Origin of the sequence: Lachnospira multipara ATCC 19207 (assembly GCF_000424105.1) — a bacterium.
Lineage (GTDB): Bacteria > Bacillota > Clostridia > Lachnospirales > Lachnospiraceae > Lachnospira > Lachnospira multipara.
In genome coordinates this window covers 340,123-366,035 of record NZ_AUJG01000002.1, presented here as the reverse complement: position 1 = coordinate 366,035, position 25,913 = coordinate 340,123, and the positions used below count along the sequence as shown (strand labels likewise).

Below are 25,913 nucleotides of genomic sequence, written 5' to 3'. Positions count from 1 at the left end.
TATCAAGTCTTTTAACAGCATGTGGAACAAAGAAAAATACATCAGAAAATGTAACAGAGGTCGTAACTGAAGCAACTCCTGATACTCTTACAAGTGCAGATGGTTCAAGCATTGAGGGCATTAAGCTTGAAGGTCTTACATTTAATTCATCAGAAGTTGAAGTAACTGCTGATATGACTACTGCAATTACAAATGCAGGTCTTGATGGCGGTTATACATCAGTTAAGTCATTTGATTTGAATATGACAGACGCTAATAACAATAAGGTTCAGCCAAATGGAACAGTTTCTATTACTAAGACATTAGATAAATTAAATGCTCCAGAGGGGTATACAACAGAATATAGAGTCTATTATTACAATCCAGACACAAACACACTTGAAGCTTGTAATACAACTTATGAAGATAATACAGTAACTTTTGAAACAACACACTTTAGCGTATATATGTACTTCTGTGTATGTTTTGATGTTGATAAGGATGTAGTAACTAATGTACTTACAACAGATGATGGTTTAAAGTTCTACACAGCATCAGAATATGCAACATATATGATTGAACAAGAAGAAAAGAAAGCCGAAGAAGCTGCAGCTAAGGCTCAGGCAGATGCACAGGCTAAGGCACAGGCTTCAAACTCAAATAGTTCTCCTAATGTAACTACTAACTCAAATGCTAATAATAATTCTTCATCTAATGAAGTTGCAAATGATACATCTGATTCAGTAGATACAAGCTCTAGTGATATTTCAGAAGGTTCAGCAACAAGCCCTTATATTACAGCTATTCATTTAATTGATGGTCGTGATTTAACAGATAGTTGGAAATTAACATGGGATGTTTTAGAGCCTACTAGTAATCCACAAATATACTTCAAGAGACATTCAAATGGTTCTCCAACAGCTAAGGGTAGGTTTTATGTCTTTAATAAAGATAACACTATCGCTCGTATGAGTATGGAAAGTAGATTTTCCCCAGAGGATGAAGGCTTTGAAAATGCACTAGCTTCTGTGTGGAGAGCAGCCTTAGACTATGGAATAGACTAAATATTTATTATATATAGCTATCTCTTTTGAGGTAGCTATTTTTTATTTTAATCTTCTATATTTATTTTGAGGTGATAATACTCAAAAAATAAATCTTAGGAGGTTAATATGATAAAAGCATGGCAATCACAAAAGGACAAAGGTCGGAAGTCATTAGTTCTAGTTACATTTATAATTATGTTATTATTCATAACAATTTCATCTAAGGTGGTTTACGCTCTAGATACAAGTAATGCATATTTTTATATTGGTATTAATCAAGAGGGCGGAAATGGTTCATATACAATTACCTGGTATGATTCGGATGATAATGAAGCAAATATGCGTAGTGGTACATCGGCAGAAAAAGCTTGGAAGTCCTTAGAGGAACACGGTAGGGATACTTGGGGTAAGTTGACAGAAGATTTTACTTTCGGACCTGAAGGTTCTAATGTTTCAAGTACATCTGTAAGTGGAAATTTTACTAGTCATACTCCATATCTTTATATTCAAGTAACTAACCCACCAGAAGGTAAAAGGATTGCAGGTGTTAGAGATGATTCAGGATATATGTCTACATATCAGCCAGATAAGTATTCAATCTTAGTTGACTGTGGTATATATGCAGGAGACTGGCTTGCTGATAAAAATGAAGGTAGACAACCTACAACAAGAGAAGATAAATCTAATTACACTATCACAATCGTTTGGGAAGATGATCCAGACCAACAAAAGGTTTTAAATGTAAATCCACTATATTGGACTGGTTCTTCATGGCAGGAATTTACAGATGGCTCATATGGTAATTTTAAAATATCTGATTCAAATGCATGGCAAAGCGATGTGTGTATGAACGTTACAAAAGGCTATACTTATTCTATTAATGCCACAAGAACTAATAGAAGTAATGTCTATGTAGATAAGATTACTAAGGTGGAAAATGGTACAGAAACCACTATTGGTACTACGTCTACTGGTGTGCAGACTTTAAATGCAGATACAACCGTAAATATATATTATAAATTCACCTATGATGTTGTATTTAATCCAAACCCAACAAGTGTAACGACAAAGAATATCTATGGTGATACTATTACAACAAATCCAACAGGTAGTGTAACAACTATTAAAAATGTAAGAGCTGGTAATAGTATAACAATGCCTAGTGCTAGTTCGTTATCAAGAACAGGTTATGAATTTGTTGGCTGGTCAACAAATCCTTCTTATAGTTCTCTAAGTTTTAGTTCAAGCCTTGGAGGACTAAATAGGGTAGGTACAACCATTACACCAAAGTCATCAGGAACAAATATAAGTAATGGTACAACAATTACATTTTATACAATCTGGAAACCTATCTCATATACAGTTCATTACGATATGAACCTTGCAAACGAGAAACAAATTCCAGATAAGCGAGTTCGTTTTGATGAAACTATTACTGCCCCAGATAGCGTAACTAGAGAAGATTATGAGTTTAGAAGTTGGCAAGTATATGATGGCTCAAATTATGGTGGCTACACTAATAATACTAATACAGATCCAAGTGTCGCTATTGGTACAAAGTCATATATAAATGCTAATGAAAATTTTAAAAACCTTCGTAGTTCAGATGGAACAGTTACTCTAGTAGCAATATGGAAACATTTTACTGACGCTGATGGTAATGATATAGAGAAACCAAATGCTAATACAACTAATTCAGATTCGCCTTTCGCTCCACAATGGAAGAATCAGGCAATTGACAGTCCTGCTGGATATTTTTATTATTCAGATACACCGATTGTTACAAGCCTTGGAAGTGTAAGTGCTAGTGGTACTCAAATTGGGTACTATTTAAATACTAATCAAACAACTAATTGGCAATATAAACGCCAGGCTTTATTTACAAATGGTGATAAGGCAACTACATCTAGTTGGTATTACATAGATAGCTATGGATATGATTATGTATCAAGCACAGATACAGGAAATGTTCAGACAGTAACTTCAGCTAGTTTCACATCTAATAAAAGAGAAGATGGTAAGGCCATATGCGGAACAGGCTACAATAATGTTACTTTAACATTAGTTAAAGGCTATTCAAAAAGGTCATAAAATGATATAATGCCCTTACTAAGAAGGATTCCCTTTGGGAGAAATTGAAGGAGGATTTTATTATGTTAAAAGCAAAGACTTTGCAGACTGCAGAACTTTTAGATACTCTTCCAGATGAAGATATTCTACTTGTGAACGCTTTAATAAAAAAACTTGTTATTGCATGGGATCCAGACTTTACAAAAGTAACTGCAAGGGAAAGAGAATTGCTCGAAAAAAATGATTCGGAAATGAAAAATGGCGATTTCGTTTCGGAAGAAGATTTTTGGTCATAATTTAGTGATTATAAAATACAGTCAGTAATTGGCTGTATTTTTTTGTTTAAGTTAATTGCTTTCTTTCAGCTGCTTTTCAATATCAGAGGCACTGTATATACATTTTAATATGGTAAACTGTAAAAGTTATATATTGCTTACTTGACAAGGAAACGGTTGTATTATACTATCAAAAAGTGCAGTTTGAGTACTTGGTTTCCTTGATAATAGCGTGCCTTGTACTGGATTGATTGTACACAATTAATATAGTAAATGTAGGAAAAGAGGTCGTATATGGGAAGTAAAAAAACATTCGTATCACTAGAACAAATCAAGGATATTGTAAAGACATATCCAACACCATTTCATCTATACGATGAGAAGGGCATTAGAGAAAATGCTGCAAAGTTAAAGCAGGCTTTTTCATGGAATAAGGGATATAGAGAATATTTTGCTGTAAAGGCAACTCCAAATCCTTTTATTATTAACATTTTAAGAGATTATGGTTGCGGCCTAGATTGTTCTTCACTTACAGAGCTTATGATGGCTAATGCTTTGGAGTGTAAGCCAGAAGAGATTATGTTTTCTTCAAATGATACACCAGCTGATGAGTATGAATATGCCCTTAAGATTGGTGCAACAATTAATTTAGATGATATTACTCATATTGAATTTTTAGAAAAAATAGCAGGGGGCAAGCTTCCAGAAACAATGAGCTGCAGATTTAACCCAGGCGGATATTTCAAGATGGGTACAGATATTATGGATAACCCTGGAGATGCTAAGTATGGTATGACTCACGAGCAGATTATTGAAGCCTTCAAGATTTTAAAGTCTAAGGGAGTTAAGCATTTTGGTATCCATTCTTTCCTTGCAAGTAACACAGTATCTAATGATTACTATCCAACACTTGCAAAGATTTTATTCGAGCTTGCAGTTGAATTAAAGGAAAAGACAGGAGTTAGCATTGAATTTATCAATCTTTCCGGTGGTGTTGGTGTAGCTTATAAGCCAGAGCAGACACCTAATGATATTCTTGTAATTGGTGAGGGCGTTCATAAGGTATTTGATGAAGTATTAGTACCAGCAGGCCTTGGAGATGTTGCTATCTTTACAGAACTTGGTAGATTTATGCTTGCACCATATGGTTGCCTTGTTTCTCAGGCAATTCATGAAAAACATACACATAAGGAATACATTGGCCTTGATGCTTGTGCAGTAAATCTTATGAGACCAGCTATGTATGGTGCTTACCATCATATTACAGTAGCAGGTAAGGAAGATGCAGTTTGTGATCACACTTATGATGTAACTGGCTCACTTTGTGAGAATAATGATAAGTTTGCTATTGATAGAAAGTTACCAAAGATTGATATGGGTGATTACCTTATTATTCACGATACAGGTGCTCATGGCTTTGCCATGGGTTATCAGTACAATGGTAAGCTTCGTTCTTCAGAACTTTTACTTAAGGAAGATGGTTCTGTTGAGATGATTAGAAGAGCAGAGACACCAAAGGATTATTTCCAGACATTTGATTTCTGCGATTTTTATAAGAAAGTTCTTAACTAGTTAGGACTTAATAATATTGATTTAAAGTCGGCGAAAGTGTATTATAGACTATGTTTCTAAAAAGAAGAGAAAGGGAGAGCATTTTGAAAAATTTATCTTATATTGCAAATGAAATAAATAAGGGTAAGGATTTAGATGAGAATCTTTTATTATATTTGAAATCAGCTTCTTCGCTCTATAGTACACTTGGAGCCATTAAATTATCTATGAATTACTACACTTTAGTAGATATTTTACTTGAAGAAGACATAGATGATACTTTTGTTAGTAATTTTGAAAATGTCAAGACAGTCCTTGAGGATATCTTAAAAGGCGAGACAGAGGATGCCGATAGTAAGCTTAGTGAAATTAGAAATAAGCTTATTGAAAAGATGGAGAAGATTACTAACATCGTTGATAGACTTAGAATTTACGAATATGTTTTAAATAGAATCGAGTATAAGTACAAAGAAGCAGAACTTGATAAGGAGTACTATAACACTTATTTGACTAATGATGTAATGCATTACATTTTAAAGGATAAGGACAATCTAGTAATTAATACTAAGATTGCTGAAATTATTGGCCAGCTTCCAATGAGAATGTCAAAGGGTAAGTTCTATGACCATATTGAGGATGCCTTTAGTCTTCATCATGGCGCTATGAAAAAGACTATTGATGACTTTTATTACTCACTTTCAACTACAGCAATGTTAAAGGATTTAGGAGATATTTCTGAATTTGGTGATGTGGCTGTTGCTATTGAAAAGTTAGAATCTGCAAGCTATTCAAATCTTTCAAAGGATGAGTTTGATCAGTTAAGAAAGGCCTTTGATTTAGCAAGTGAAAGAATCAATGCTTTAGCTGATTTTTACGTTTTACTTACTCAGGTAATTAACGATGCGCTTACAATTTCCCTTACAAGCAGCACAAGTCTTGGCCTTAATGAAGAACTTGACCTTGCAAAGAATATTATTCTTGAGACAGGTAAGGCTTATATTACTCGTGTTGGTATGGATGAGATTGCTGAGAATTTCGTAAACTTTGAAGGTAAGCAGGAAAAGCTTTTAGAGAATATTTCAAGCTCAGACTTCATTATTGATTATGTTAATAATGAATTAAAGGATAAGCTTGATGTAGAAAGCCTTGTAGGCTATGAAAAGCTTTTACAGGTTACAAAGCTTCAGTCAGGTAGTGACTTCGTTTCATTATTTAAGGTGGAGAATGAAGAGGAAATTCCTGAGGATTCTTATGCTGATAATATGGCAGAGAAGCTCTGTAAGGAATTAGACGATAGCTTTAAGGGTATGGAATCAATGGTTAAGAGAGCTATTATGGCAAGCGTAATTTCTAATTTACCAGTTTTCTTTAATGACACTAAGGAGATTCAGGATTATATTAACTCAGCACTTATGGCATGTAGCGATGAGGCAGAGATGAAAGCCTGCGTTGAAATTATAAAAGCTGTTGTTAAAGGTTAAAATTAGTGTTAATATTTAATAAAGTAAATTTAAGCGGATTTAAAGGTTATCTTTTAGGTCCGCTAATTTTAGATAGAGGGATTGTATGATATTTTATAAAAAGTTATATTACGGCGAGGAAGCAAGAAAGAATAAAGCTAAAATATTTTCCAAAATCAAAAGAAACAGCTTTAGTTCTGATACTTATCTTATTACTCTAGCTAGCAATCCAGAGAATCTATTAGATATTATTTCAGCTAATGTCTTTAATCAGCCACATTTTAAAAAGCAAAAGAATCATGAAGATATCCTAGTGGTGGGTATTGCCAAAGGTGAGGCTGAAAGCTACGAGCTTGTAAGACAGATAATTGATGAGATGTATAAAAAACAAGGGGACTTTAATATAAGAGAATTTCTTGAGATTAAAGGCTAAAGAGGGTGTTTGATGCTAGGTGTTTGTTTGTTAATTTTGAAAATAATAGGAATAGTTCTTCTAGCCTTGCTTTTACTGCTTTTACTAGTGCTTGGCTTGGTTTTATTTGTTCCTGTTAGATATAAAATTTATGCTAGTTATTATAATGAACTAAAATTTAGTGCAAGTCTAACTTGGCTTTTGCGACTACTTAGAATCAACGCTAAATTTGATAAAGAGTTTAGCTATGAGGGCAAGATTGCATTTTTTAAATTCTTAGATGGCTCCTCAGAAGAGGATGTATCAAAGGAAGAGGAGAATTCATCTGCTAAGGATGCATCTGGAAAAGCTTCATCTGCTAAGGATAAGAAAGAGAAGAATGTCTTTGATGATGACTTTGAGGATGAAGAGCTTGATGAAAATGCAGGCAAAGCCGGAGAGGAAGAGCAGTCTAGTACGGGCGTAAAGACAGAACACTTTGATGAATTCTATAATGAAGAATTTAGGGAAGGGGAGTTAGGCCTTGGACCAGATATTGATGAATCTAGAAAAGATGAATCCGGAAAGTCTGATACTAATCTTACAATTCTAGTTCGTAAACTTAAAAGAATTCTTTCCTTAATAGCATATAGCTTAAGAAAAGTTAAAGGTGCTAAAGAAAAGCTTTTTAAGAAGATTAATCATATTAAAGAGCTTGTAACAGATGAAGAAAACAAAGCGTTTTTAGCCTTTTTAATTCAAAGACTAAAGGAGCTTTTAAAGTTACTAAAGCCTAAAAAGTATAAGATTGATTTACATTTTGGCTTTGAAGATCCTTCAACTACAGGAAAAATCTTGATGTATTTATCAGTGATTTATGGTCTTACAGGCCTTGATATGAAGATAAATCCAGATTTTGAAGAAGAAGTTAAAGAAGGAAAAATACTATTAAAGGGCAACTTTCAATTAATTTTTCTAGTAATAATTGTAGTTAAGCTATTCTTAAATAAAAAATTTAAAGAGTTGGTTTTCAAATAGCTTAGATGTGGTATAATTAGCAATGTATTATAGTAAGGGAGGAAATCTATGGCTAATAATAACTTTGATACAACAGTTGCGTCACTATTTAAGGGCATGGATGCTTTTGTTTCAGCTAAGACTGTAGTTGGAGACGCAGTTAAAGTAAATGATACTATTATATTACCATTAGTAGATGTAGCCTTTGGCGTTGGTGCTGGTGCATTTGCTGGAGAAAAGAAGAATAATGCTGGTGGAGCTATGACAGGTAAGATATCTCCTAGTGCAGTTCTTGTAATTCAGAATGGTGCAACTAAGTTAGTCAACGTTAAGAATCAGGATACGGTTACTAAGATTTTAGATATGGCACCAGATATTATTGACAGATTTACAGGCAAGTCTGGAAAAGTAGAGACAGATGAGGAAATTGATAAGGCAATTGACGATATTACAGAGTAGTATTAAAGATACTATAGATTATTTTTTAAATTATAAAATATTGTTGCATTATTAATTTTTATCTGATATAATAACGACTGTTGTGGGTAAAATACCCCCAAGTTTGATAAGGAGGTGTTATAGTAATGGCAAAATGTGCGATTTGTGAAAAAAGTGCTCACTTTGGAAATGCTGTGAGCCATTCTCATAGAAGATCAAATAAGATTTGGAATGCTAACGTTAAGTCTGTTAGAGTTAAGGTTGAAGGTGGATCTAAGAAGATGTATGTTTGTACATCATGCTTACGTTCAGGTGCTGTAGAGCGTGCTTAATTGACGCTTATGCGAATAACTTTAGGTAATTAAGGTGAATTGCGGAATATTTATATATACGTAATTCACTTTATTTTTTGCCTGAAATTTTACTATATACACGTATAAGAAAAGTTTTATCATTTACCAAAGGGGCTAAATCTTGAATTTAGGCCTTTATAATAGTATAATGACATCATTAAAGAAACTTAGAGATAGTTTTTCTATAGGGATAAAGTTTTCTGCGCAAGCTTTCGGTAATTACCGTCCCAATAAATCAAGACGCAGAGCGGAGGCGAGATATGAAGGGTATTCTTGATAATGAGTTAGGAAGGGTTTCTATTGATCCTGAGGTTATTGCACAATACGCTGGTTCAACAGCTATTGAATGCTTTGGTATTGTTGGTATGGCTGCAGTAAGCATGAAGGATGGTTTGGTTAAGCTTCTTCGTGGCGACAGTTTAACAAGAGGTATTAAGGTTGATATAGATGAAGATAACAAGATTACTATCGATTTCCACGTTATCGTTTCGTATGGTGTCAGCATTAATACAGTATCTGATAACTTAATACAGAATATTAAGTACAAGGTTTCTGAATTTACAGGCCTTGAAATTAAGAAGATTAATATATTTGTTGAAGGCGTTAGAGTAATTGACTAGTCTTTAATATTTATTAACATAGAAATTATTATAGGATTATTTTATTTAATGCTAAGCAAGGGCTTAGCAGAATGGAGGATTTAAAAGTGGCTACAAAAACTATAGATGCATCGCTTATGCAAAAGATGTTTCTAGCTGGAGCTAAGAATCTAGAGGCTAATAAGGAATGGATCAACGACTTAAACGTTTTCCCAGTTCCAGATGGAGATACAGGTACTAATATGACTATGACAATTTTGTCAGCAGCAAGAGAAGTTAGTACAATTGCTAATCCTAATATGGCTAGTTTATCAAAGGCGATTTCATCAGGTTCATTAAGAGGAGCTAGAGGAAATTCAGGTGTTATTTTATCACAGCTTTTAAGAGGTTTTACTAGAGAGGTTAAGTCTACAACAGAGATTAATGTTGAAACTATTGCTTTAGCATGTCAAAGAGCTACAGAAACAGCATATAAGGCAGTTATGAAGCCTAAGGAAGGAACAATCCTTACAGTAGCTAAGGGTATTTCTGATAAGGCAGCTACACTTGCAGCAGAGACAGACGATGTGGAAGAGTTTATTGCAAAACTTATAGATGAAGCAGAATTTGTTTTATCTAAGACTCCAGATATGCTTCCAGTATTAAAGGAAGCTGGCGTAGTTGATTCAGGTGGACAGGGTTTAGTAGTTGTTCTTAAGGGTTGTTATGATGCATTAATAGGTAAGGTAACAGATTTTACAATTACTGAAACAGATAACAAGCCAGAATCAGAAGGTAAGGCAGGCGTTGGCGCTGCTATTGAGAATGTTGAAATTAAGTTCGGTTATTGTACTGAATTTATTGTAAATTTAGAGAGAGAATTCACAGAAAAGGATGAGAAGGAATTTAAGAAGTTCTTAGAGTCAATAGGTGATTCTATTGTTTGTGTTTCTCTTGATGATATTGTAAAGATTCACGTTCATACTAACCATCCAGGTTTAGCTTTCGAAGAGGGCTTAAAGTATGGTTCATTAACTAAGATGAAGATTGATAATATGCGTGAAGAGCATAATGAGAAACTTGTTACTCAGGCTGAAAAGCAGGCTGCTGCCGCAAGTGATGCAATGAATAAGGTTAATGAAGCTAAGGCAAGCAATGAGCCTAAGAAGGATTTTGGTTTTATTACAATTGCACCTGGTGAAGGTATTGGTCAGATCTTTAGAGATTTAGGTTGTGACGAGGTTATTGAAGGTGGTCAGACAATGAACCCTTCAACAGAAGATATCTTAAATGCTGCAGATAAGATTAATGCAGAAGTTATTTATGTCTTACCTAATAACGGTAACATTATCTTAGCGTCTAACCAGGCTGCAAGCATTATTGAAGATAAGAAGATGATCGTTATTCCTACAAAGACTGTACCTCAGGGTATTTCAAGTTTAATTAACTTTGAGGCAACAAGATCTGAAGAAGAGAATACAGAGGCTATGACAGAAGGCTTAAGCCTTGTTAAGTCAGGTCAGTTAACATATGCAGTAAGAGATACATCTATTGATGGCAAGGAAATCAAGAAGGACAACTTCATTGGTTTAGGCGATAAGGGTCTTTCATCAGTAGGTACTGATATGCACACAACTCTTGTTGAATTAGTTGATGATTTAATGTTTGATGATGCTGAACTTGTTACTGTTTATTATGGTAGTGATGTTACAGAAGAAGCTGCTAACGAAGCAGTTGAGGCTATTAAGAATAAGTTCGCTGATAAGGAAGTAGAATTACAGTACGGCGGACAGCCAGTATATTACTACATCGTTTCAGTAGAATAATTAATATTAATAATGGATTTAGATTAATCAACGCATAAGTTTTATGCGTTGATTAATTTTTTATCTAAGACTATCTAAGATTAAGAATAATAAGGGGACAGCATGGATATTAAGGCTTTAAAGGGAGTGGGCGAAAAGACTGCTAGCTATTTTTCACAACTAAATATTTATACTACTGAGGATTTATTAAAGCATTATCCAAGAAAATACGACATCTACGAAGAGCCTGTAAGAGTAGCAGATTTAGAAGCAGATGAGGATTTAGAAGGAAGTGTTGTTGCTATGGAGGGAGTTGTAATTAAAAGCCCTGACATCTATGGCAATGGTAAATTAAAGATCCTTTCAGTTAATCTAAAGGATGAAAATGGTGATGCCTTTAAAGTAACGTTCTTTAATATGCCATTTTTAAAGAACAATTTTAAGTTAGGGGCTAGATACATTTTCAGAGGGATAATTAATAAGACTAGGAAAATGTGGACTTTCGAGCAGCCAAAGCTCTTTACGAGGGCTGCTTATAAGGAACTTGAAGGAAGCATGATGCCAATTTATCCCTTAACTAAGGGCATTACCAATAATATGCTTACTAAGTTGGTGTCGGGACTTTTAAAGGAATATGAGGAAAGGCTTGAGCCAGAGTACATTCCTTTATGGGTTAGAGAAAAGTATGAGCTGGCGGAGCACAATTTTGCTATGCAGAATATACATTTTCCAAAAGAGTTTGATGATTATATTAATGCTAGACATAGACTGTCATTCGAGGAGTTTTTTCTCTTTATTCTAGCAACACTTAGCTTGAAATCTTCAAAGGAGACTAATCCAAATATTTATGAAATTAATCGACTTGAGAAAATCGATGAATTTATAGAAGGTCTACCCTTTAAACTAACTAATGCCCAGCTAAAAACAGTGGAAGAGGTTAGGGCTGATTACACAGGACCTAAGATTATGTCTAGATTAATTCAGGGTGATGTAGGTTCTGGTAAGACTATTGTGGCCATTATTGCCTTGCTTGAAATTGCTCTAAATAACTATCAGGGGGCTATGATGGTGCCAACGGAGGTTCTTGCCATTCAGCAGTTTGAATCTTTAAAGGACTTAATTGAAAAAAACGGACTTGATATTAAGATAGAGCTTTTAGTGGGTTCTATGACAGCTAAGGAAAAGCGCCTAGCCTACGAGCGAATTCAGTCTGGAGAGGCGCAGATTATAATTGGAACTCATGCTCTTATTCAGGAAAAGCTAGAATATAAGGATTTGGCCCTTGTTATAACAGATGAGCAGCATCGATTTGGTGTTGCCCAAAGAGAGAGCTTTTCTAATAAGGGAAGACGACCACACATTTTGGTTATGTCTGCTACACCGATTCCAAGAACCTTGGCTATTATTCTTTATGGAGATTTGGATATTTCCGTAATTGATGAGCTGCCAAAGGGTCGTTTGCCTATTAAAAATGCAGTCGTTGACGAATCTTACAGAGATAATGCCGACAAGTTTTTAGAAAGGGAAGTAAAGGCAGGGCATCAGTGTTATGTTATTTGTCCAATGGTTGAGGAAAGTGAGAATTTCACTGGGGCTAATGTAATTGATTACTCTAAAGAACTTTCAAAGCGCCTGCCAGATTGTCGAATTGAATATCTTCACGGCAAGTTAAAGCCTGCCAAAAAGGAAGAGATAATGAGGCGATTCTCTAAACATGAGATAGATATTTTGGTATCCACAACGGTTATTGAGGTTGGTGTAAATGTACCTAATGCCACAGTTATGTTAATTGAGAATTCAGAGATGTTTGGACTTGCGGGACTTCATCAGCTAAGGGGCCGTGTTGGTCGAGGTGATGCCCAGAGTTATTGTATCTTTATGACAGGTAAAAAGTCAGAGAAGATTAAGAAAAGATTAGACATTTTAAAAAATAGTAACGACGGCTTTGAGATAGCAAGAAAAGATCTAGAGCTTCGTGGCCCTGGCGACTTCTTTGGCGTAAGACAAAGCGGAGATTTTAATTTTGGCATTGCGGATATATTTGCAGATGCACAAACCCTAAAAGAGGCTAGTGATGCGGCTAAGCTAATTTATGATGCAGACAATAATTTAGAGAGTGATGAAAATGCACTGCTTAAGGAAAAAGTGATAGAATATAGGGGTAAGGTGCTAGATAAGATTAATATTTAAAGAATCGAGGCTTAAGATATGAGAGAGATGTCATTTACTATGAGTAGACCAGGTTTAGTAAAAGAAGGGGATGTAGTGGAAATTACTGAGGGAAAATTACCTAGTAGTTATTATTATACTATTGAACCTGCGGTAGCTATGTCTGGTAACTTCACAACTCCAGAGCGCTTAAAATCTAGAAAAGGCGTGGTTAAGGAAGTTGGTGAAACAAGTAGAGGCTATTATGTTTTGTGTGAATTTGATGAATAGTTATACAAAACGAAATTTTTATGTTATAATAAGAAGTGCGTCATTTTATGATATTAATAGTTTAAACATATTAAGGAGTTTGTTACAATGAAAAAGGTTGAAGATTATGTAAGAAGTATTCCAGATTTCCCTAAGGAAGGCATCGTATTTAGAGATGTCACAACAGTACTTCAGGATCCAGATGGCTTCCAGTTAGCAATTGATGAGATTGATAACTTATTAAAGGACGTAGATTATGATGTTGTAGTTGGACCAGAATCTAGAGGATTTATTTTTGGTGTTCCAATCGCTTATAAGAACCACAAGGGATTTGTACCTGCAAGAAAGAAGGGTAAGCTTCCTTGCGAGACAGTATCTATGGAATACGCTCTTGAATATGGCACAGCCGTTGTTGAATTACATAAAGATTCTATCAAACCAGGTCAGAAGGTAGTTATTGTAGATGACTTAATCGCTACAGGCGGAACAATTGAAGCAATCATTAAGCTTATCGAAGAGCTTGGTGGTGAAGTAGTTAAGGTTGTATTCTTAATGGAACTTGAAGGCTTAAAGGGCAGAGATAAGTTAAAGGGATACAATGTAGATGCAGTAATTAAGTATGAAGGAAAGTAATTAATTTAGAAAGTTTTAATTCCTAAATCTTAATTATTAGTTTATAATATTAGATATTAAGAAGTAGTGTGTTTTATTTATAAAGTGCACTACTTTTTTTAAAAGATTGGAGGATAAATATGAGTACACCACATAACGCAGCTAATTTAGGTGACATTGCAAAGACTGTTCTTATGCCAGGGGATCCGCTAAGAGCTAAGTTTATTGCAGATACATTCCTTGAAAATGTAACACAGTTTAACACTGTAAGAAATATGTTTGGATATACAGGTGAATATAAGGGCAAGAAGGTTTCTGTAATGGGAAGCGGCATGGGTATGCCATCAATTGGCATCTATAGCTATGAGCTCTATAGCATGTATGACGTAGATAATATTATTAGAATCGGTTCTGCAGGGGCCCTATCAGATGATCTTTCTTGCATGGATGTAGTTTTAGCTTCTACAGCTTCTACTAATTCAAATTACGCAGCCCAGTATAAATTACCAGGTACAATTGCACCAACTGCTAACTTTACACTTTTAAAGACAGCTTATGATGAGGCTGCAAAGCTTGGTATTGATGTAAATGTTGGAAATGTATTATCATCAGATACTTTCTATTCAGATGATAAAGATGCTAATGACCTATGGAAGAAGATGGGCGTGCTTTGTATAGAGATGGAATCGGCAGCTCTTTACTTAAATGCTCAGAGACTAGGTAAGAATGCGCTTTGTATTTTAACTATCAGTGACCATCTTTATAAGAATGAAGAGCTTGATGCATATCAGAGACAGACTAGCTTTACTAATATGATGGAAATTGCACTTAATACTGCTATTAATCTTTAATTTAGGAGACTTGAATTTATGAAAAAATAGGACATCGTTTGGATACTAATAATAATAGCAGCAATAGTTTCTATTATTTATGCCTACATTTCACAAAGAAGGGCAGCAAGAATAAAGCTACACAAAAGACTTAAGAAATCTTATGGCAAAAAGGCAAATAAGAAGACTAGCCTAGATGAACTAGAGCAGATTACACATTTTTATAAGAACAGGGCAAGTGGAGAATGTGTTGATGATATTAGTTGGAATGACCTAGATATGGACAGAGTTTTTCATGCCCTTAATAATACCAACTCTTCAATTGGTCAGGAATACTTATATAAAATGATTCGCGAGACGGATAAGTCTGAAGAAGAATTAAAGAAAATTAATGACTACGCTAATTCCTTTGATGAGGATGAGGATAGTAGATTTAAGATTCAAAAGATTTTTGCATTTATTGGATATGCTAAGCATATGGCAGTGTCTGATTATGTGGACATGATTGTGGAATTAAAACCAAAGTCTAATATTGCAAATTATCTATCGCCTATTCTTTTAATCGCTTCTTTAGTGGTTTTACTTGCAATTAATCCATCTATTGGAATTTTACTTGTAATTTTGCTATGATTTTTTGCGTGGTTACATATTACAGATTTAAGGCGGATGTGGAGAGATATTTTGTTTGTATAAATCAGATTGTTAAGATGATTAAGGCTTCAAAGGATATTGTAAATCTTGATTTGGATTTCCTTGCAGACTCTAATGCTAGATTAAAGGAATTATCAAAGGCCTTTAGTAAGATTTATAATAACTCAGCAATGCTTGAAACAGGCAATGTAACAGGCTCTATTTCCGAGATTATTATGGACTATTTAAGAATGCTTACTCATATTGACTTGATTAAGTTTAACAATATGGTTAAGTTACTTAATAATAAGGAACAGGAAATCTACGAGCTTATGGACGTTTTAGGCTTTATTGAGTCTACAATTGCCATCGCTTCCTTTAGAAAGAGCTTGCCATACTATAGCGTTCCGGAGTTTGTGGAGGGAGAAATCTCTATTAACTTAGAAGAGGCATATCACCCACTAATTGATAACCCAGTGGTTAATTCTATTAGTGAGAACGGTAATGTACTTCTTACAGGTTCTAATGCTTCCGGCAAGTCTACATTTTTAAAGACCGTTGCCATTAATGCAATTCTTAGCCAGACTATTAATACAAGCCTTTCAAAGTCTTATAAGGCACCAAAGTTTAGAATCTATTCTTCTATGGCACTTCGAGACGATTTAGAGGCTAATAATAGTTACTATATTGTAGAGATTAAGTCTATTAAGCGAATCTTTGATAGTCTTGATGATAATAAGAAGCCTTTACTTATCTTTATTGATGAGGTTTTAAAGGGTACTAACACAGTGGAGCGTGTGGCTGCATCAACTCAGATACTATCAAGCCTAGGCAAGTCAAAGGCCTTTGTATTTGCGGCAACTCATGATGTAGAGCTTACAACACTACTTGAGAAAGAGTATGAGAATTATCATTTTAGAGAAAATGTAACAGATGATGAAGTTTTATTTGACTATAAGCTTCACAAGGGACCAGCAACTACAAGAAATGCCATAAAGCTATTATCAGTCCTTGGATTTGATAAAGAAATTGTAGATAAATCAAATGAGAGAGCAGCATATTTTTTAGAGAATGCTAGCTGGAAAGTTGAAATTTAGGGACAAATGTTATATAATAGCACTATATATATGTGTGGGATACCACGAAGGTGATTAACACAAATAAAATTAATTTGGAGGCGTTTTAATGGTTGTACTTACTACTTTAGGTGGCGAAATTTGTTATGAGGCAGTTAAGTTTGTAGTTTATATTGCTGCAATCGTTTGTGCTTGTATGATCGGTGGTAAATTACGCAAGTCCTCAGATGCTAAAAAGGCTGCAAAGGCTAGGGAAGAAGATAAATAATTATTATTTTATAGACAGGTCAGTGTTTGACCTGTCTTTTTTTATTGCAAAGGCCTTTAAACCCTTGTTTCATTGACAGAAACAAATAATTGAGTTATATTTAGCTAGTGTCTTTAGAACTAGATAGCATAAAGACACGATTATTTTTTGTTAATTATTAAAAATTTATTATAGCATTTGGGAGGAAGAAACAGTGCAGTACAGAGGTGTAAACGAACTAAGAAAGTTATATCTTGATTTCTTTGAAAGCAAAGAACATCTTAGAATGAAGAGCTTTTCTTTAGTTCCTCACAATGATAACAGTTTACTTATTATTAATTCAGGTATGGCTCCTTTAAAGCCTTATTTTACAGGTCAGGAAATTCCACCTAAGAGAAGAGTTACAACATGTCAGAAGTGTATCAGAACAGGTGATATCGAGAACGTTGGTAAGACTGCAAGACACGGTACTTTCTTTGAAATGCTTGGTAATTTCTCATTTGGTGATTATTTTAAGACAGAAGCTATTCATTGGTCATGGGAATTCTTAACAGAAGTTGTTGGTATTGATCCAGACAGATTATATCCTTCAGTTTATGTTGATGATGATGAAGCTTTTGAAATTTGGAATAAGGAAATCGGCGTTGCAGCTGATAGAATTTATAGATTTGGTAAGGAAGATAACTTCTGGGAGCATGGTGCTGGTCCTTGTGGTCCATGTTCTGAAATCTATTATGACCGTGGTGAAAAGTACGGTATAGGCCCTGAGGATGTTATGGGTGGCGAAGGCGACAGATTCATGGAAGTATGGAATAACGTTTTCTCACAGTTTAACAACGACGGTAAGGGAAACTACACAGAATTAGTTCAGAAGAACATCGATACAGGTATGGGTCTTGAAAGACTTGCTGTAGTTGTTCAGGATGTAGATTCTATCTTTGATGTAGATACATTACAGGCACTTCGTGACAAGGTTTGCGAAATCGCTGGTGTTAAGTATAAGGATTCTGAAAAGCAGGATGTTTCTATCCGTGTTATTACAGATCACATTCGTTCTGTAACATTTATGGTATCAGATGGTATCATGCCTTCTAACGAAGGTAGAGGCTATGTTCTTAGAAGATTACTTAGAAGAGCAGCTAGACACGGTAGATTACTTGGAATTAACCATAAGTTCCTTGGTGAATTATGTGAGACAGTTATTGAAGGTTCTAAGGATGGTTACCCAGAATTAGAAGAGAAGAAGACATTTATCTTAAAGGTTATCTCTGAAGAAGAAGATAAGTTTAATAAGACAATTGATCAGGGTCTTACAATTCTTAACGATATGATGGATGAGCTTGCAAAGAACAACTCTAAGGTTCTTAGCGGTGCTGATACATTTAAGTTATATGATACTTACGGATTCCCTATTGATTTAACAAAGGAAATCCTTGAAGAAAAAGATATTACTGTTGATGAAGAAGGCTTTAAAGCGGCTATGGAAGAGCAGAGAGTTAAGGCTCGTAATGCTAGAAAGACTACTAACTACATGGGTGCTGACGCAACAGTTTATGATGATATTGATCCAACAATTAGCTCTGAATTTGTTGGCTATGACAAGTTAACAAATGAAGGCGAAGTCCTTGTTTTAACAACAGAGGAAGAAATTGTTGATGCTTTAACAGAAGGTGATAAGGGTACAATTATCGTTGATAAGACAGCTTTCTATGGCACAATGGGTGGCCAGGAAGGTGATAAGGGTATTATTACAACTCCTGAAGGCGAATTTAAAGTTGAGACTACAATTCACTTAAAGGGTGGCAAGATTGGTCACGTTGGTGAAATGACAAAGGGTATGATTAAGCAGGGTGATAAGGTTACACTTTGTGTTGATGAAGCTGGTAGAGCTGACACATGTAAGAACCACTCAGCTACTCACCTTTTACAGAAGGCTTTAAGAACTGTTTTAGGTGATCACGTAGAACAGAAGGGTTCATTTGTAAATCCAGAAAGACTTCGTTTCGACTTTACTCACTTCCAGAGCGTAACTAAGGAAGAATTAGCTAAGGTTGAAGAATTAGTCAATGAGCAGATTGCAAAGGCTGTTCCTGTTGTAACAGATGTTATGACAATTGATGAAGCTAAGAAGACTGGTGCTATGGCCCTCTTTGGTGAAAAGTATGGCGAGAAGGTACGTGTTGTATCTATGGGCGATTTCTCTAAGGAATTCTGTGGTGGTACACATGTAGCTAATACAGCTAATATTAGATTATTTAAGATCGTTGGTGAGTCAGGTGTTGCAGCTGGTGTTAGAAGATTAGAGGCTCTTACAGATAAGGGCGTATTAAACTACTATGCTAAGCTTGAAGAAGAATTAAGCAATGCAGCTAAGGCAGCTAAGGTTGAACCTGCTCAGTTAATTAATAAGATTAACTCATTAAATGATGAAGTTAAGGCACTTTCAAGCGAGAATGAAAAGTTTAAGGCTGAACTTGCAAACAACGCTCTTGGTGATGTTTCGAGTGATGCAGTTGAAGTTAAGGGCTTTAAGTTAATCGCTACTAAGTTATCAGGCGTTGATATGAACGAACTTAGAAACTTAGGCGATAAGTTAAAGACAGAAATCAAGTCAGGTGTTGTATTACTTGCATCTGATAATGATGGTAAGGTTAACTTAATTGCTATGGCAACAGATGATGCTGTTAAGGCTGGTGCTCATGCAGGTAACTTAATTAAGAGTCTTGCTCCAATCGTTGGAGGTGGCGGCGGTGGTCGTCCTAACATGGCTCAGGCTGGTGGTAAGAATGCTGCTGGTATTGATGAGTTACTTTCAAAGGTAGCATCTGAATTAGAAGGTCAGTTAAACTAGTCTAAACTTTTAGTTCAAAACTAGTTGACGAAAATAAAATATATGGTATAATTTTAGTTGTGCGATTAGAATACCCTATATTTATAATTATGTATTGATGCACAATTTGCAACAGAAGGGTGGTCAGGGAAGTATGTCAAACGTAATCGTTAAAGAAAACGAATCATTAGATAGCGCTTTACGCAGATTCAAGAGAAACTGTGCTAAGGCTGGCATTCAGCAGGAAATTCGTAAGAGAGAACATTACGAAAAGCCAAGCGTAAGACGTAAGAAGAAGTCTGAAGCTGCTAGAAAACGTAAGTACAACTAATTATAATTGTAAAGATAATGAGGCTAGCATACATTGTATGCTAGCTTTTTTATCAATTTTATCTTGGAGTGTAGTAGATGAGCGAATTAGAAAAGATGATTAATATCCCAGCTAGTGCTGCGGTTAATGTATTTGGACAGTTTGATGAATATGTACAGGCGATTGAGAGAACATTGCACGTTGATATTATCGCAAGAGATGAGAATGTAAAAGTAATAGGTGAGGAAACTAATGTTAGAAGCGCTGTTGAGGTTCTTAATAACTTAGTTACACTTAATAATAGGGGCAATCAGATAACTAGACAAAATGTTGATTATGCCCTTTCTTTAGTTTTAGAGAATAAGCAATCAGATATGATGCTTGAGATAGATTCAGATACCATTGCAAGAACTATTGCAGGTAGACCAATTAAGCCAAAGACACTAGGTCAGAAAGAATATGTTGATATGATTAGAGATAACATGGTTACTTTTGGTATCGGTCCTGCAGGTACAGGTAAGACATATCTTGCTATGGCAATGGCCATTACGGCTTTTAAGAACAATGAGGTTAATAGAATTATTTTAACAAGACCTGCAATTGAAGCGGGCGAAAAGCTTGGATTCTTGCCAGGTGACTTACAAAGTAAGGTTGATCCTTATCTTAGACCACTTTATGATGCTCTTTATCAGATTATGGGAGCTGAGAGCTTTACAGCTAATATGGAGAAGGGGCTTATTGAGGTTGCACCTCTTGCCTACATGAGAGGTAGAACTCTTGATAATGCCTTTATTATCCTTGATGAAGCACAGAATACAACACCAGCCCAGATGAAGATGTTCCTTACAAGAATTGGTTTTGGAAGTAAGGTAGTTGTAACAGGTGATATGACTCAGAAGGATTTACCTTTTAATACACAGTCTGGTTTAGAAGTGGCAATTAAGGTCTTGTCTAGAGTGGATGGCATTGCATTTGCAAAACTAACTAATAAGGACGTTGTAAGACATCCTCTTGTTCAAAAGATTGTAAAGGCTTATGAAAACTATGAAGAGAAGTTAGAAAAGAAGAAAAAAGCCCCAAAGAATAGAGCTTTTAAAAAATAAAAAGGTAAATAAAAGGCCAAGAGCCTAAGGAAGAATTGAGAGGTATATTTATGGGAATTTACATTGAATATAATACAGATAAGAAATTTGATTTTAACTACGAAGACGTTATTAGATCAGTTATTATTGAGGCTATTGATTATGTAAAATGTCCTTATAAGGCAGAACTTAATGTAACAATTACAGATAATGAGGAAATTCATGAAATTAATAAGCAGTATAGAGATGTAGATTCAGCAACAGATGTACTTTCTTTCCCAGGCCTTAACTACGTGGAGCCGGGAGACTTTAAGAGCATAAAGAAGTTTTTAGAGGAGAATCACGAGGACTACTTTAATCCTGAAACTGACGAGCTTATGCTAGGGGACATTGTGGTTTCAATTGAGAAGGTTTATGAGCAGGCCGACAAGTATGGTCATTCTCCCCTTAGAGAACTTGCCTTTCTTGTGGCCCATAGCATGATGCATTTATTTGGCTATGATCACATGACTGAGCCTGAGGCTAAGGAGATGGAAGGAAAGCAGGAAGATGTCCTAGCTCGTCTTGATATTACAAGAGATAAGGATATAAAGATGATTACTAAGGCCACAAAGGAAGATGAGGCCTTAATTAAAGAGGCTAAGAAGGCAATGAAGTTTTCTTATTCTCCATACTCGAAGTTCCCTGTGGGAGCTGCTCTTTTAACAGAAGATGGCAAGATTTTTACAGGAGCTAATATTGAAAATGCATCTTATGGCGCTACAAATTGCGCAGAGCGAACAGCAATTTTTAAGGCCGTATCTACTGGCGAGAAAAAGTTTGTAAAGATTGCAGTAGTTTCAAAGAAGGGTGCGGCTTATCCATGCGGCATTTGTAGACAGGTAATGTCTGAATTTATGAATGAGAATGCAATTTGCCTTGTGGAAGTGGATAAGGAAATAAAAAGATATAGCTTAGGGGATTTGTTAGCATTTTCCTTTAAACTATAAGATTGTATAGGAAGAATAAGTAAAACTAAGAGATATAAGGATTGATTATGAAAGATTTTTTTGAATATGATTGCCTAATAGTGGGAGCGGGAGCTTCAGGGCTTTTTGCGGCTAGCCTTTTATCAACTACAGGCCTTAAGTGCGCAGTGGTTGAGGCTAACAATAAGCTTGGTGCTAAGCTTTTACAAACTGGCAATGGAAAATGTAATTTCACAAATCTAAATCTTAATGAAGAAAACTATCAAAATGAAGATAGAGATAAGGCCTTTGCCATAATTAAGGAGTTTGATAACAAGGAAGTTATTAATTACTTTAAGGAGCTTGGAGTTTTAACTAAAGTTAGAGATGGCTATGTCTATCCTAGATCTGAGACAGCTCTTAGCGTGGTTAATGCCTTAAGACTTGATATAGAAAGTAAGAAAGTTAAGCAGTTCCTTAATTGCAGTTTTAAGTCCTTTAAAAAGGAAGGAGATTATTTCCTTGTAAACTGCCTTGAAAATATGGAGGATACTTCTAAAAAGCAGGAGGCAAGCTTTCCAATCACCATTAAGGCAAAGAAGCTTATAATTGCTACAGGAACTAATGCAAGTATAGATAATAAAAGAAAGTCTAATCAGGAAGAATTCCTAAAGGACATGTCCATTAAATACAAAAAATTTCTACCAGCCCTAGTAGCACTAAAGGCAGACAATAAGTTTATTAAGCTAGCTAAGGGAGTAAGAGCTCTTGGTAAGGTTACAATTCTTGTGGATGGTAAGGAAATTGCCTCTGATACAGGTGAGATTCAGTATGCAGATTATGGTATTTCGGGAATCCCTATTTTTCAGGTAAGTAGATATGCGACTGCTGCCTTGAACGATAAAAGGAAGGTGTATGCAAGCCTTGATATTACACCAGATTTTACTAAAGAGGAGCTTTTTGAAAATGTTTCTCTTATTGTAAAAAATGGACAAACTAAATTTTTAAGAGAACTTTTTGATGGCTTTATTAATCATAAATTAATGGAATTTATTTTAAAGAATATTAATGTGGACCTAGATATAAAGGCTAGTAATTTAACTTCTAAGGATATTGATAAGATTTGCAAGGCCCTTAAAAATACCAGTCTTGAAATTATAGATTCTAAGGGAGAGAACTTCGCTCAAGTTTTACAGGGTGGAGTTTTATTTAGCGAGTTAACAAACGACTTAGAGTCAAAGAAATATCCAGGTCTATATTTTTGTGGCGAGATTGTAGATGTAGATGGCATGTGCGGTGGCTACAATTTACAGTGGGCTTTTTCATCGGCTCACAAGCTATCTAAAAAGATAATAGGAGAATATAGTGGAACAGGAAGTAATTAGAATATCTAATATTAAATGTAAGCCAAATGACGGCCTTGATTTAATTGAAAAAAAGATTAGAAAGGCCCTTAATTTAGGCAAGGAAGATATTAAATATGAGATTTTAAAGCGTTCTATTGACTCAAGACATAAGCCAGAGATTATCTATCTTTATAGCGTCAATGTCTTAAGTGTTAAGGGAAAGAGCTTTAAGGATATATTAAAAAGAACTAGAGATAAGAATGTGACTCTATCTAAAAAAATAATTTATCAGTTAGATACAAGCACTAAGGGACGTGAAATTAGTGAAGAGGAAAGACCTGTTATTATAGGTTTTGGTCCTGCAGGAATTTTTGCAGCCCTTAATTTATCTAGAATGGGCCTTAGACCTATTGTCTATGAGAGAGGTCTTGAAATCTCAAAAAGACAGGAAAAGGTTAATGGCTTTTGGTCAGGTGAAAAGCTTGATATAAACTGTAATGTACAGTTTGGCGAAGGCGGGGCTGGTACATTTTCAGATGGTAAATTAAATTCAAGTATTCATGAGAGTACCGGAAGGATTAGTTATGTTCTTAATACCTTTGTAGAACACGGGGCAAATCCGGAGATTCTTTATGTTAATAAGCCACATATTGGAACAGATGTCCTAGCAAAGGTCATTGTAAGTATTAGAGAAGAGATTAAGGCTAATGGCGGAGAGATACATTTTGCATCAAAGCTTGAGACTATTAATTTAAAGGCTAATCCAAGTGGGGAAAAGGAGATAGACTCCCTAGAGATTAAGGATTTAACTACAGGTAAAATTTTTACAAAAACAGCTAGAAAGGTAATCCTAGCTATTGGACATAGTGCAAGAGATACCTTTGAAATGCTTGATAAGCTAGGCATTATGATGACTGCAAAGCCTTTTGCTGTGGGCGTTAGAGTAGAGCACAAGCAGGAACTTATTAATAGAAATGCTTACGGGGCTGCCCTTGATAATCCAAATTATAAGCTTCCAACTGCAGATTATAAGGTGACTTATAAGACTCATGCTAGCGGCGAGGAGAGAGGAGTTTATTCCTTCTGTATGTGCCCAGGCGGCTATGTGGTTAATGCATCAAGTGAGGAGGGAGAGCTTGCCGTTAACGGAATGAGCTATTCAAGCCGTGCGGGTGAGAATGCAAACTCTGCAATTATTGTAACCGTAACTCCTAAGGATTTTGGTGAAAATGTACTTGATGGTATGAAATTTCAGAGAAAACTTGAGGCTGCTGCTTATAGAGAAGGTGAAGGTAAGATTCCTGTACAGACCTTTGGAGATTTTGATAAGGGTGTCAAGTCAACTAGTCTTGGTAAGGTAATGCCTAATACTAAGGGGGATTATAAGCTTTCAAATTTAAGAGAAGTTTTACCAGAATTTATAACAAGTTCATTAACTGAAGGAATTCATGGTTTTGATAAGTTTATTAAGGGCTATGATAACGAGGAAACACTACTATTAGGCGTGGAATCAAGAACTTCATCGCCCGTTAAGATTTTAAGAAATGATGATTATTATTCAATAAATATTAAGGGTCTAATACCATGTGGTGAGGGTGCTGGTTATGCAGGCGGTATAACTAGTGCGGCAGTAGATGGAATGAAGGCTTGCGAGGCAATTGCCAAGAGCTTTATAAACTAGACTTTTTTTAGGAAATATAGTAAAATTAATCCTTGTGAAACTTTAGGTTTTGCAAGGATTTTTTAGGGCTAAAGGTGACTATATGGAGAATTTACGAGAAGCAATTAAAGGCAAAAAAAGAATAGTTATTAAGATAGGTTCCTCATCACTTATGCATGAGAACACAGACAGATTAAACCTATTAAAGATTGAGAAGTTGGTAAGAACTTTGGTGGATATTAAGAATTCAGGTAGAGACGTAGTTTTAGTGTCTTCTGGTGCTATTGCAGTAGGAAGAAATGCTATTGGTCTTGATTGTAAGCCGTCGGAGTTACCGGTTAAGCAGGCTTGTGCAGCAATTGGTCAAGCTAGGCTTATGATGGTTTATCAGAAGATTTTTGCTGAATATAATTCTTTAGCAGCACAGGTTTTAATGACAAAGAACACAGTCCTTAATAAGACTAATAGATTGAATGCTAGAAATACATTTGACGAATTATTAAAACTACATGCAATTCCTATAGTTAATGAGAATGATACAATTTCAACATATGAGATTGAACAGCTTAATACATTTGGAGATAATGATAGATTATCAGCAATTGTTTCAGCTATTATTGGGGCTGATTTGCTAATTCTTTTATCAGATATTGACGGATTATATACAGATGATCCTAATTCTAATCCAGATGCTAAATTTATTGAGTGCGTAGATACACTAGATGATACGACCCTTGATATGGGTAAGGACAGCTCAAAGAGTAGTGTCGGTACAGGGGGCATGGCAGCTAAGCTTGTGGCTGCTAAGATTGCTACTTATTCAGGTGCAGATATGGTTATTACTAATGGTAATGACATTGAAAATATTAATAGAGTTTTAAAGGGTGAAAGTGTTGGTACAATTTTTAAGAGCAACAAGATTGAGAATTTCAACCTTAATTCACTAATCGATTAATTTCGGA

At 35.2% G+C, this 25,913-nt stretch carries 25 protein-coding genes and 1 pseudogene; all 26 read left to right on the top strand.

The genetic code is table 11. From position 1 onward, the window contains the following. A partial coding sequence (locus tag G600_RS15815; protein ID WP_027430805.1) for a hypothetical protein occupies positions 1–1,043 on the top strand: 1,043 nt, incomplete at its 5' end. A 108-nt stretch (positions 1,044–1,151) separates the two neighbouring features. Beyond that, positions 1,152–3,116, top strand: coding sequence for an InlB B-repeat-containing protein (locus G600_RS0104120; RefSeq protein ID WP_027430804.1), 1,965 nt, complete (start codon positions 1,152–1,154; stop codon positions 3,114–3,116). 62 nt (positions 3,117–3,178) lie between these two features. Then, a complete protein-coding gene (locus G600_RS0104115) occupies positions 3,179–3,391 on the top strand; it encodes a hypothetical protein (RefSeq protein WP_034245439.1) in 213 nt (70 codons plus the stop codon). A 273-nt stretch (positions 3,392–3,664) separates the two neighbouring features. Continuing rightward, complete coding sequence (locus G600_RS0104110; RefSeq protein ID WP_027430802.1) at positions 3,665–4,942, top strand: diaminopimelate decarboxylase; 1,278 nt, start codon at positions 3,665–3,667, stop codon at positions 4,940–4,942. A gap of 83 nt (positions 4,943–5,025) precedes the next feature. Continuing rightward, positions 5,026–6,402 (top strand): hypothetical protein, encoded by a 1,377-nt coding sequence (locus G600_RS0104105; protein ID WP_027430801.1) that lies wholly within the window; start codon positions 5,026–5,028, stop codon positions 6,400–6,402. An 85-nt stretch (positions 6,403–6,487) separates the two neighbouring features. Beyond that, on the top strand, positions 6,488–6,814 hold the full coding sequence (locus G600_RS0104100; protein WP_027430800.1) for a hypothetical protein: 327 nt from the start codon (positions 6,488–6,490) through the stop codon (positions 6,812–6,814). A gap of 12 nt (positions 6,815–6,826) precedes the next feature. Beyond that, positions 6,827–7,810, top strand: coding sequence for a DUF2953 domain-containing protein (locus tag G600_RS0104095; protein ID WP_027430799.1), 984 nt, complete (start codon positions 6,827–6,829; stop codon positions 7,808–7,810). Between the two features lie 48 nt (positions 7,811–7,858). Continuing rightward, complete coding sequence (locus tag G600_RS0104090) at positions 7,859–8,248, top strand: GerW family sporulation protein (protein ID WP_027430798.1); 390 nt, start codon at positions 7,859–7,861, stop codon at positions 8,246–8,248. Positions 8,249–8,373: 125 nt separating this feature from the next. Then, positions 8,374–8,559 carry a 50S ribosomal protein L28 gene (gene rpmB / locus G600_RS0104085; RefSeq protein WP_027430797.1) on the top strand — a complete coding sequence of 62 codons (186 nt, stop codon included), beginning with the start codon at positions 8,374–8,376 and terminating at the stop codon, positions 8,557–8,559. Between the two features lie 281 nt (positions 8,560–8,840). Next, a complete protein-coding gene (locus tag G600_RS0104080) occupies positions 8,841–9,200 on the top strand; it encodes an Asp23/Gls24 family envelope stress response protein (RefSeq protein WP_027430796.1) in 360 nt (119 codons plus the stop codon). Between the two features lie 86 nt (positions 9,201–9,286). After that, a complete protein-coding gene (locus G600_RS0104075; protein WP_027430795.1) occupies positions 9,287–10,984 on the top strand; it encodes a DAK2 domain-containing protein in 1,698 nt (565 codons plus the stop codon). A 102-nt stretch (positions 10,985–11,086) separates the two neighbouring features. Continuing rightward, a complete protein-coding gene (gene recG / locus G600_RS0104070) occupies positions 11,087–13,153 on the top strand; it encodes an ATP-dependent DNA helicase RecG (protein ID WP_027430794.1) in 2,067 nt (688 codons plus the stop codon). An 18-nt stretch (positions 13,154–13,171) separates the two neighbouring features. After that, positions 13,172–13,402 carry a hypothetical protein gene (locus G600_RS0104065; RefSeq protein WP_027430793.1) on the top strand — a complete coding sequence of 77 codons (231 nt, stop codon included), beginning with the start codon at positions 13,172–13,174 and terminating at the stop codon, positions 13,400–13,402. 87 nt (positions 13,403–13,489) lie between these two features. Continuing rightward, a complete protein-coding gene (locus G600_RS0104060; RefSeq protein ID WP_027430792.1) occupies positions 13,490–14,014 on the top strand; it encodes an adenine phosphoribosyltransferase in 525 nt (174 codons plus the stop codon). Between the two features lie 119 nt (positions 14,015–14,133). Beyond that, a complete protein-coding gene (gene deoD / locus G600_RS0104055) occupies positions 14,134–14,844 on the top strand; it encodes a purine-nucleoside phosphorylase (protein ID WP_034245436.1) in 711 nt (236 codons plus the stop codon). A gap of 258 nt (positions 14,845–15,102) precedes the next feature. After that, positions 15,103–15,453, top strand: a complete 351-nt coding sequence (locus tag G600_RS14945; protein WP_051195353.1) for a hypothetical protein — start codon at positions 15,103–15,105, stop codon at positions 15,451–15,453. 38 nt (positions 15,454–15,491) lie between these two features. After that, the gene (locus tag G600_RS13725) at positions 15,492–16,550 is read left to right on the top strand and encodes a MutS-related protein (RefSeq protein WP_162141494.1); all 1,059 of its coding nucleotides are present in this window, start codon (positions 15,492–15,494) and stop codon (positions 16,548–16,550) included. An 88-nt stretch (positions 16,551–16,638) separates the two neighbouring features. Then, complete coding sequence (locus G600_RS15650; protein ID WP_155885933.1) at positions 16,639–16,797, top strand: hypothetical protein; 159 nt, start codon at positions 16,639–16,641, stop codon at positions 16,795–16,797. A 193-nt stretch (positions 16,798–16,990) separates the two neighbouring features. After that, the gene (gene alaS / locus G600_RS0104040; protein WP_027430790.1) at positions 16,991–19,627 is read left to right on the top strand and encodes an alanine--tRNA ligase; all 2,637 of its coding nucleotides are present in this window, start codon (positions 16,991–16,993) and stop codon (positions 19,625–19,627) included. 133 nt (positions 19,628–19,760) lie between these two features. Next, complete coding sequence (gene rpsU / locus G600_RS0104035; protein ID WP_005603101.1) at positions 19,761–19,937, top strand: 30S ribosomal protein S21; 177 nt, start codon at positions 19,761–19,763, stop codon at positions 19,935–19,937. A gap of 77 nt (positions 19,938–20,014) precedes the next feature. Beyond that, the gene (locus G600_RS0104030) at positions 20,015–21,019 is read left to right on the top strand and encodes a PhoH family protein (RefSeq protein WP_027430789.1); all 1,005 of its coding nucleotides are present in this window, start codon (positions 20,015–20,017) and stop codon (positions 21,017–21,019) included. 50 nt (positions 21,020–21,069) lie between these two features. Continuing rightward, positions 21,070–21,576: pseudogene (ybeY, locus tag G600_RS16230) on the top strand (rRNA maturation RNase YbeY); the annotation flags it as partial. After that, positions 21,568–21,987 (top strand): cytidine deaminase, encoded by a 420-nt coding sequence (gene cdd, locus G600_RS16225; protein WP_330361977.1) that lies wholly within the window; start codon positions 21,568–21,570, stop codon positions 21,985–21,987. The pseudogene ybeY and the gene cdd, both read left to right, overlap by 9 nt. A gap of 47 nt (positions 21,988–22,034) precedes the next feature. Further along, positions 22,035–23,330 carry an aminoacetone oxidase family FAD-binding enzyme gene (locus G600_RS0104020; protein ID WP_027430788.1) on the top strand — a complete coding sequence of 432 codons (1,296 nt, stop codon included), beginning with the start codon at positions 22,035–22,037 and terminating at the stop codon, positions 23,328–23,330. Continuing rightward, positions 23,311–24,972: an NAD(P)/FAD-dependent oxidoreductase gene (locus G600_RS0104015; protein ID WP_027430787.1), complete on the top strand. Its 1,662-nt coding sequence runs from the start codon at positions 23,311–23,313 to the stop codon at positions 24,970–24,972. Before G600_RS0104020 ends, G600_RS0104015 begins: the two co-directional genes overlap by 20 nt. An 82-nt stretch (positions 24,973–25,054) precedes the next feature. Next, positions 25,055–25,906, top strand: coding sequence for a glutamate 5-kinase (gene proB, locus G600_RS0104010; RefSeq protein WP_027430786.1), 852 nt, complete (start codon positions 25,055–25,057; stop codon positions 25,904–25,906). Positions 25,907–25,913: the final 7 nt, after the last annotated feature.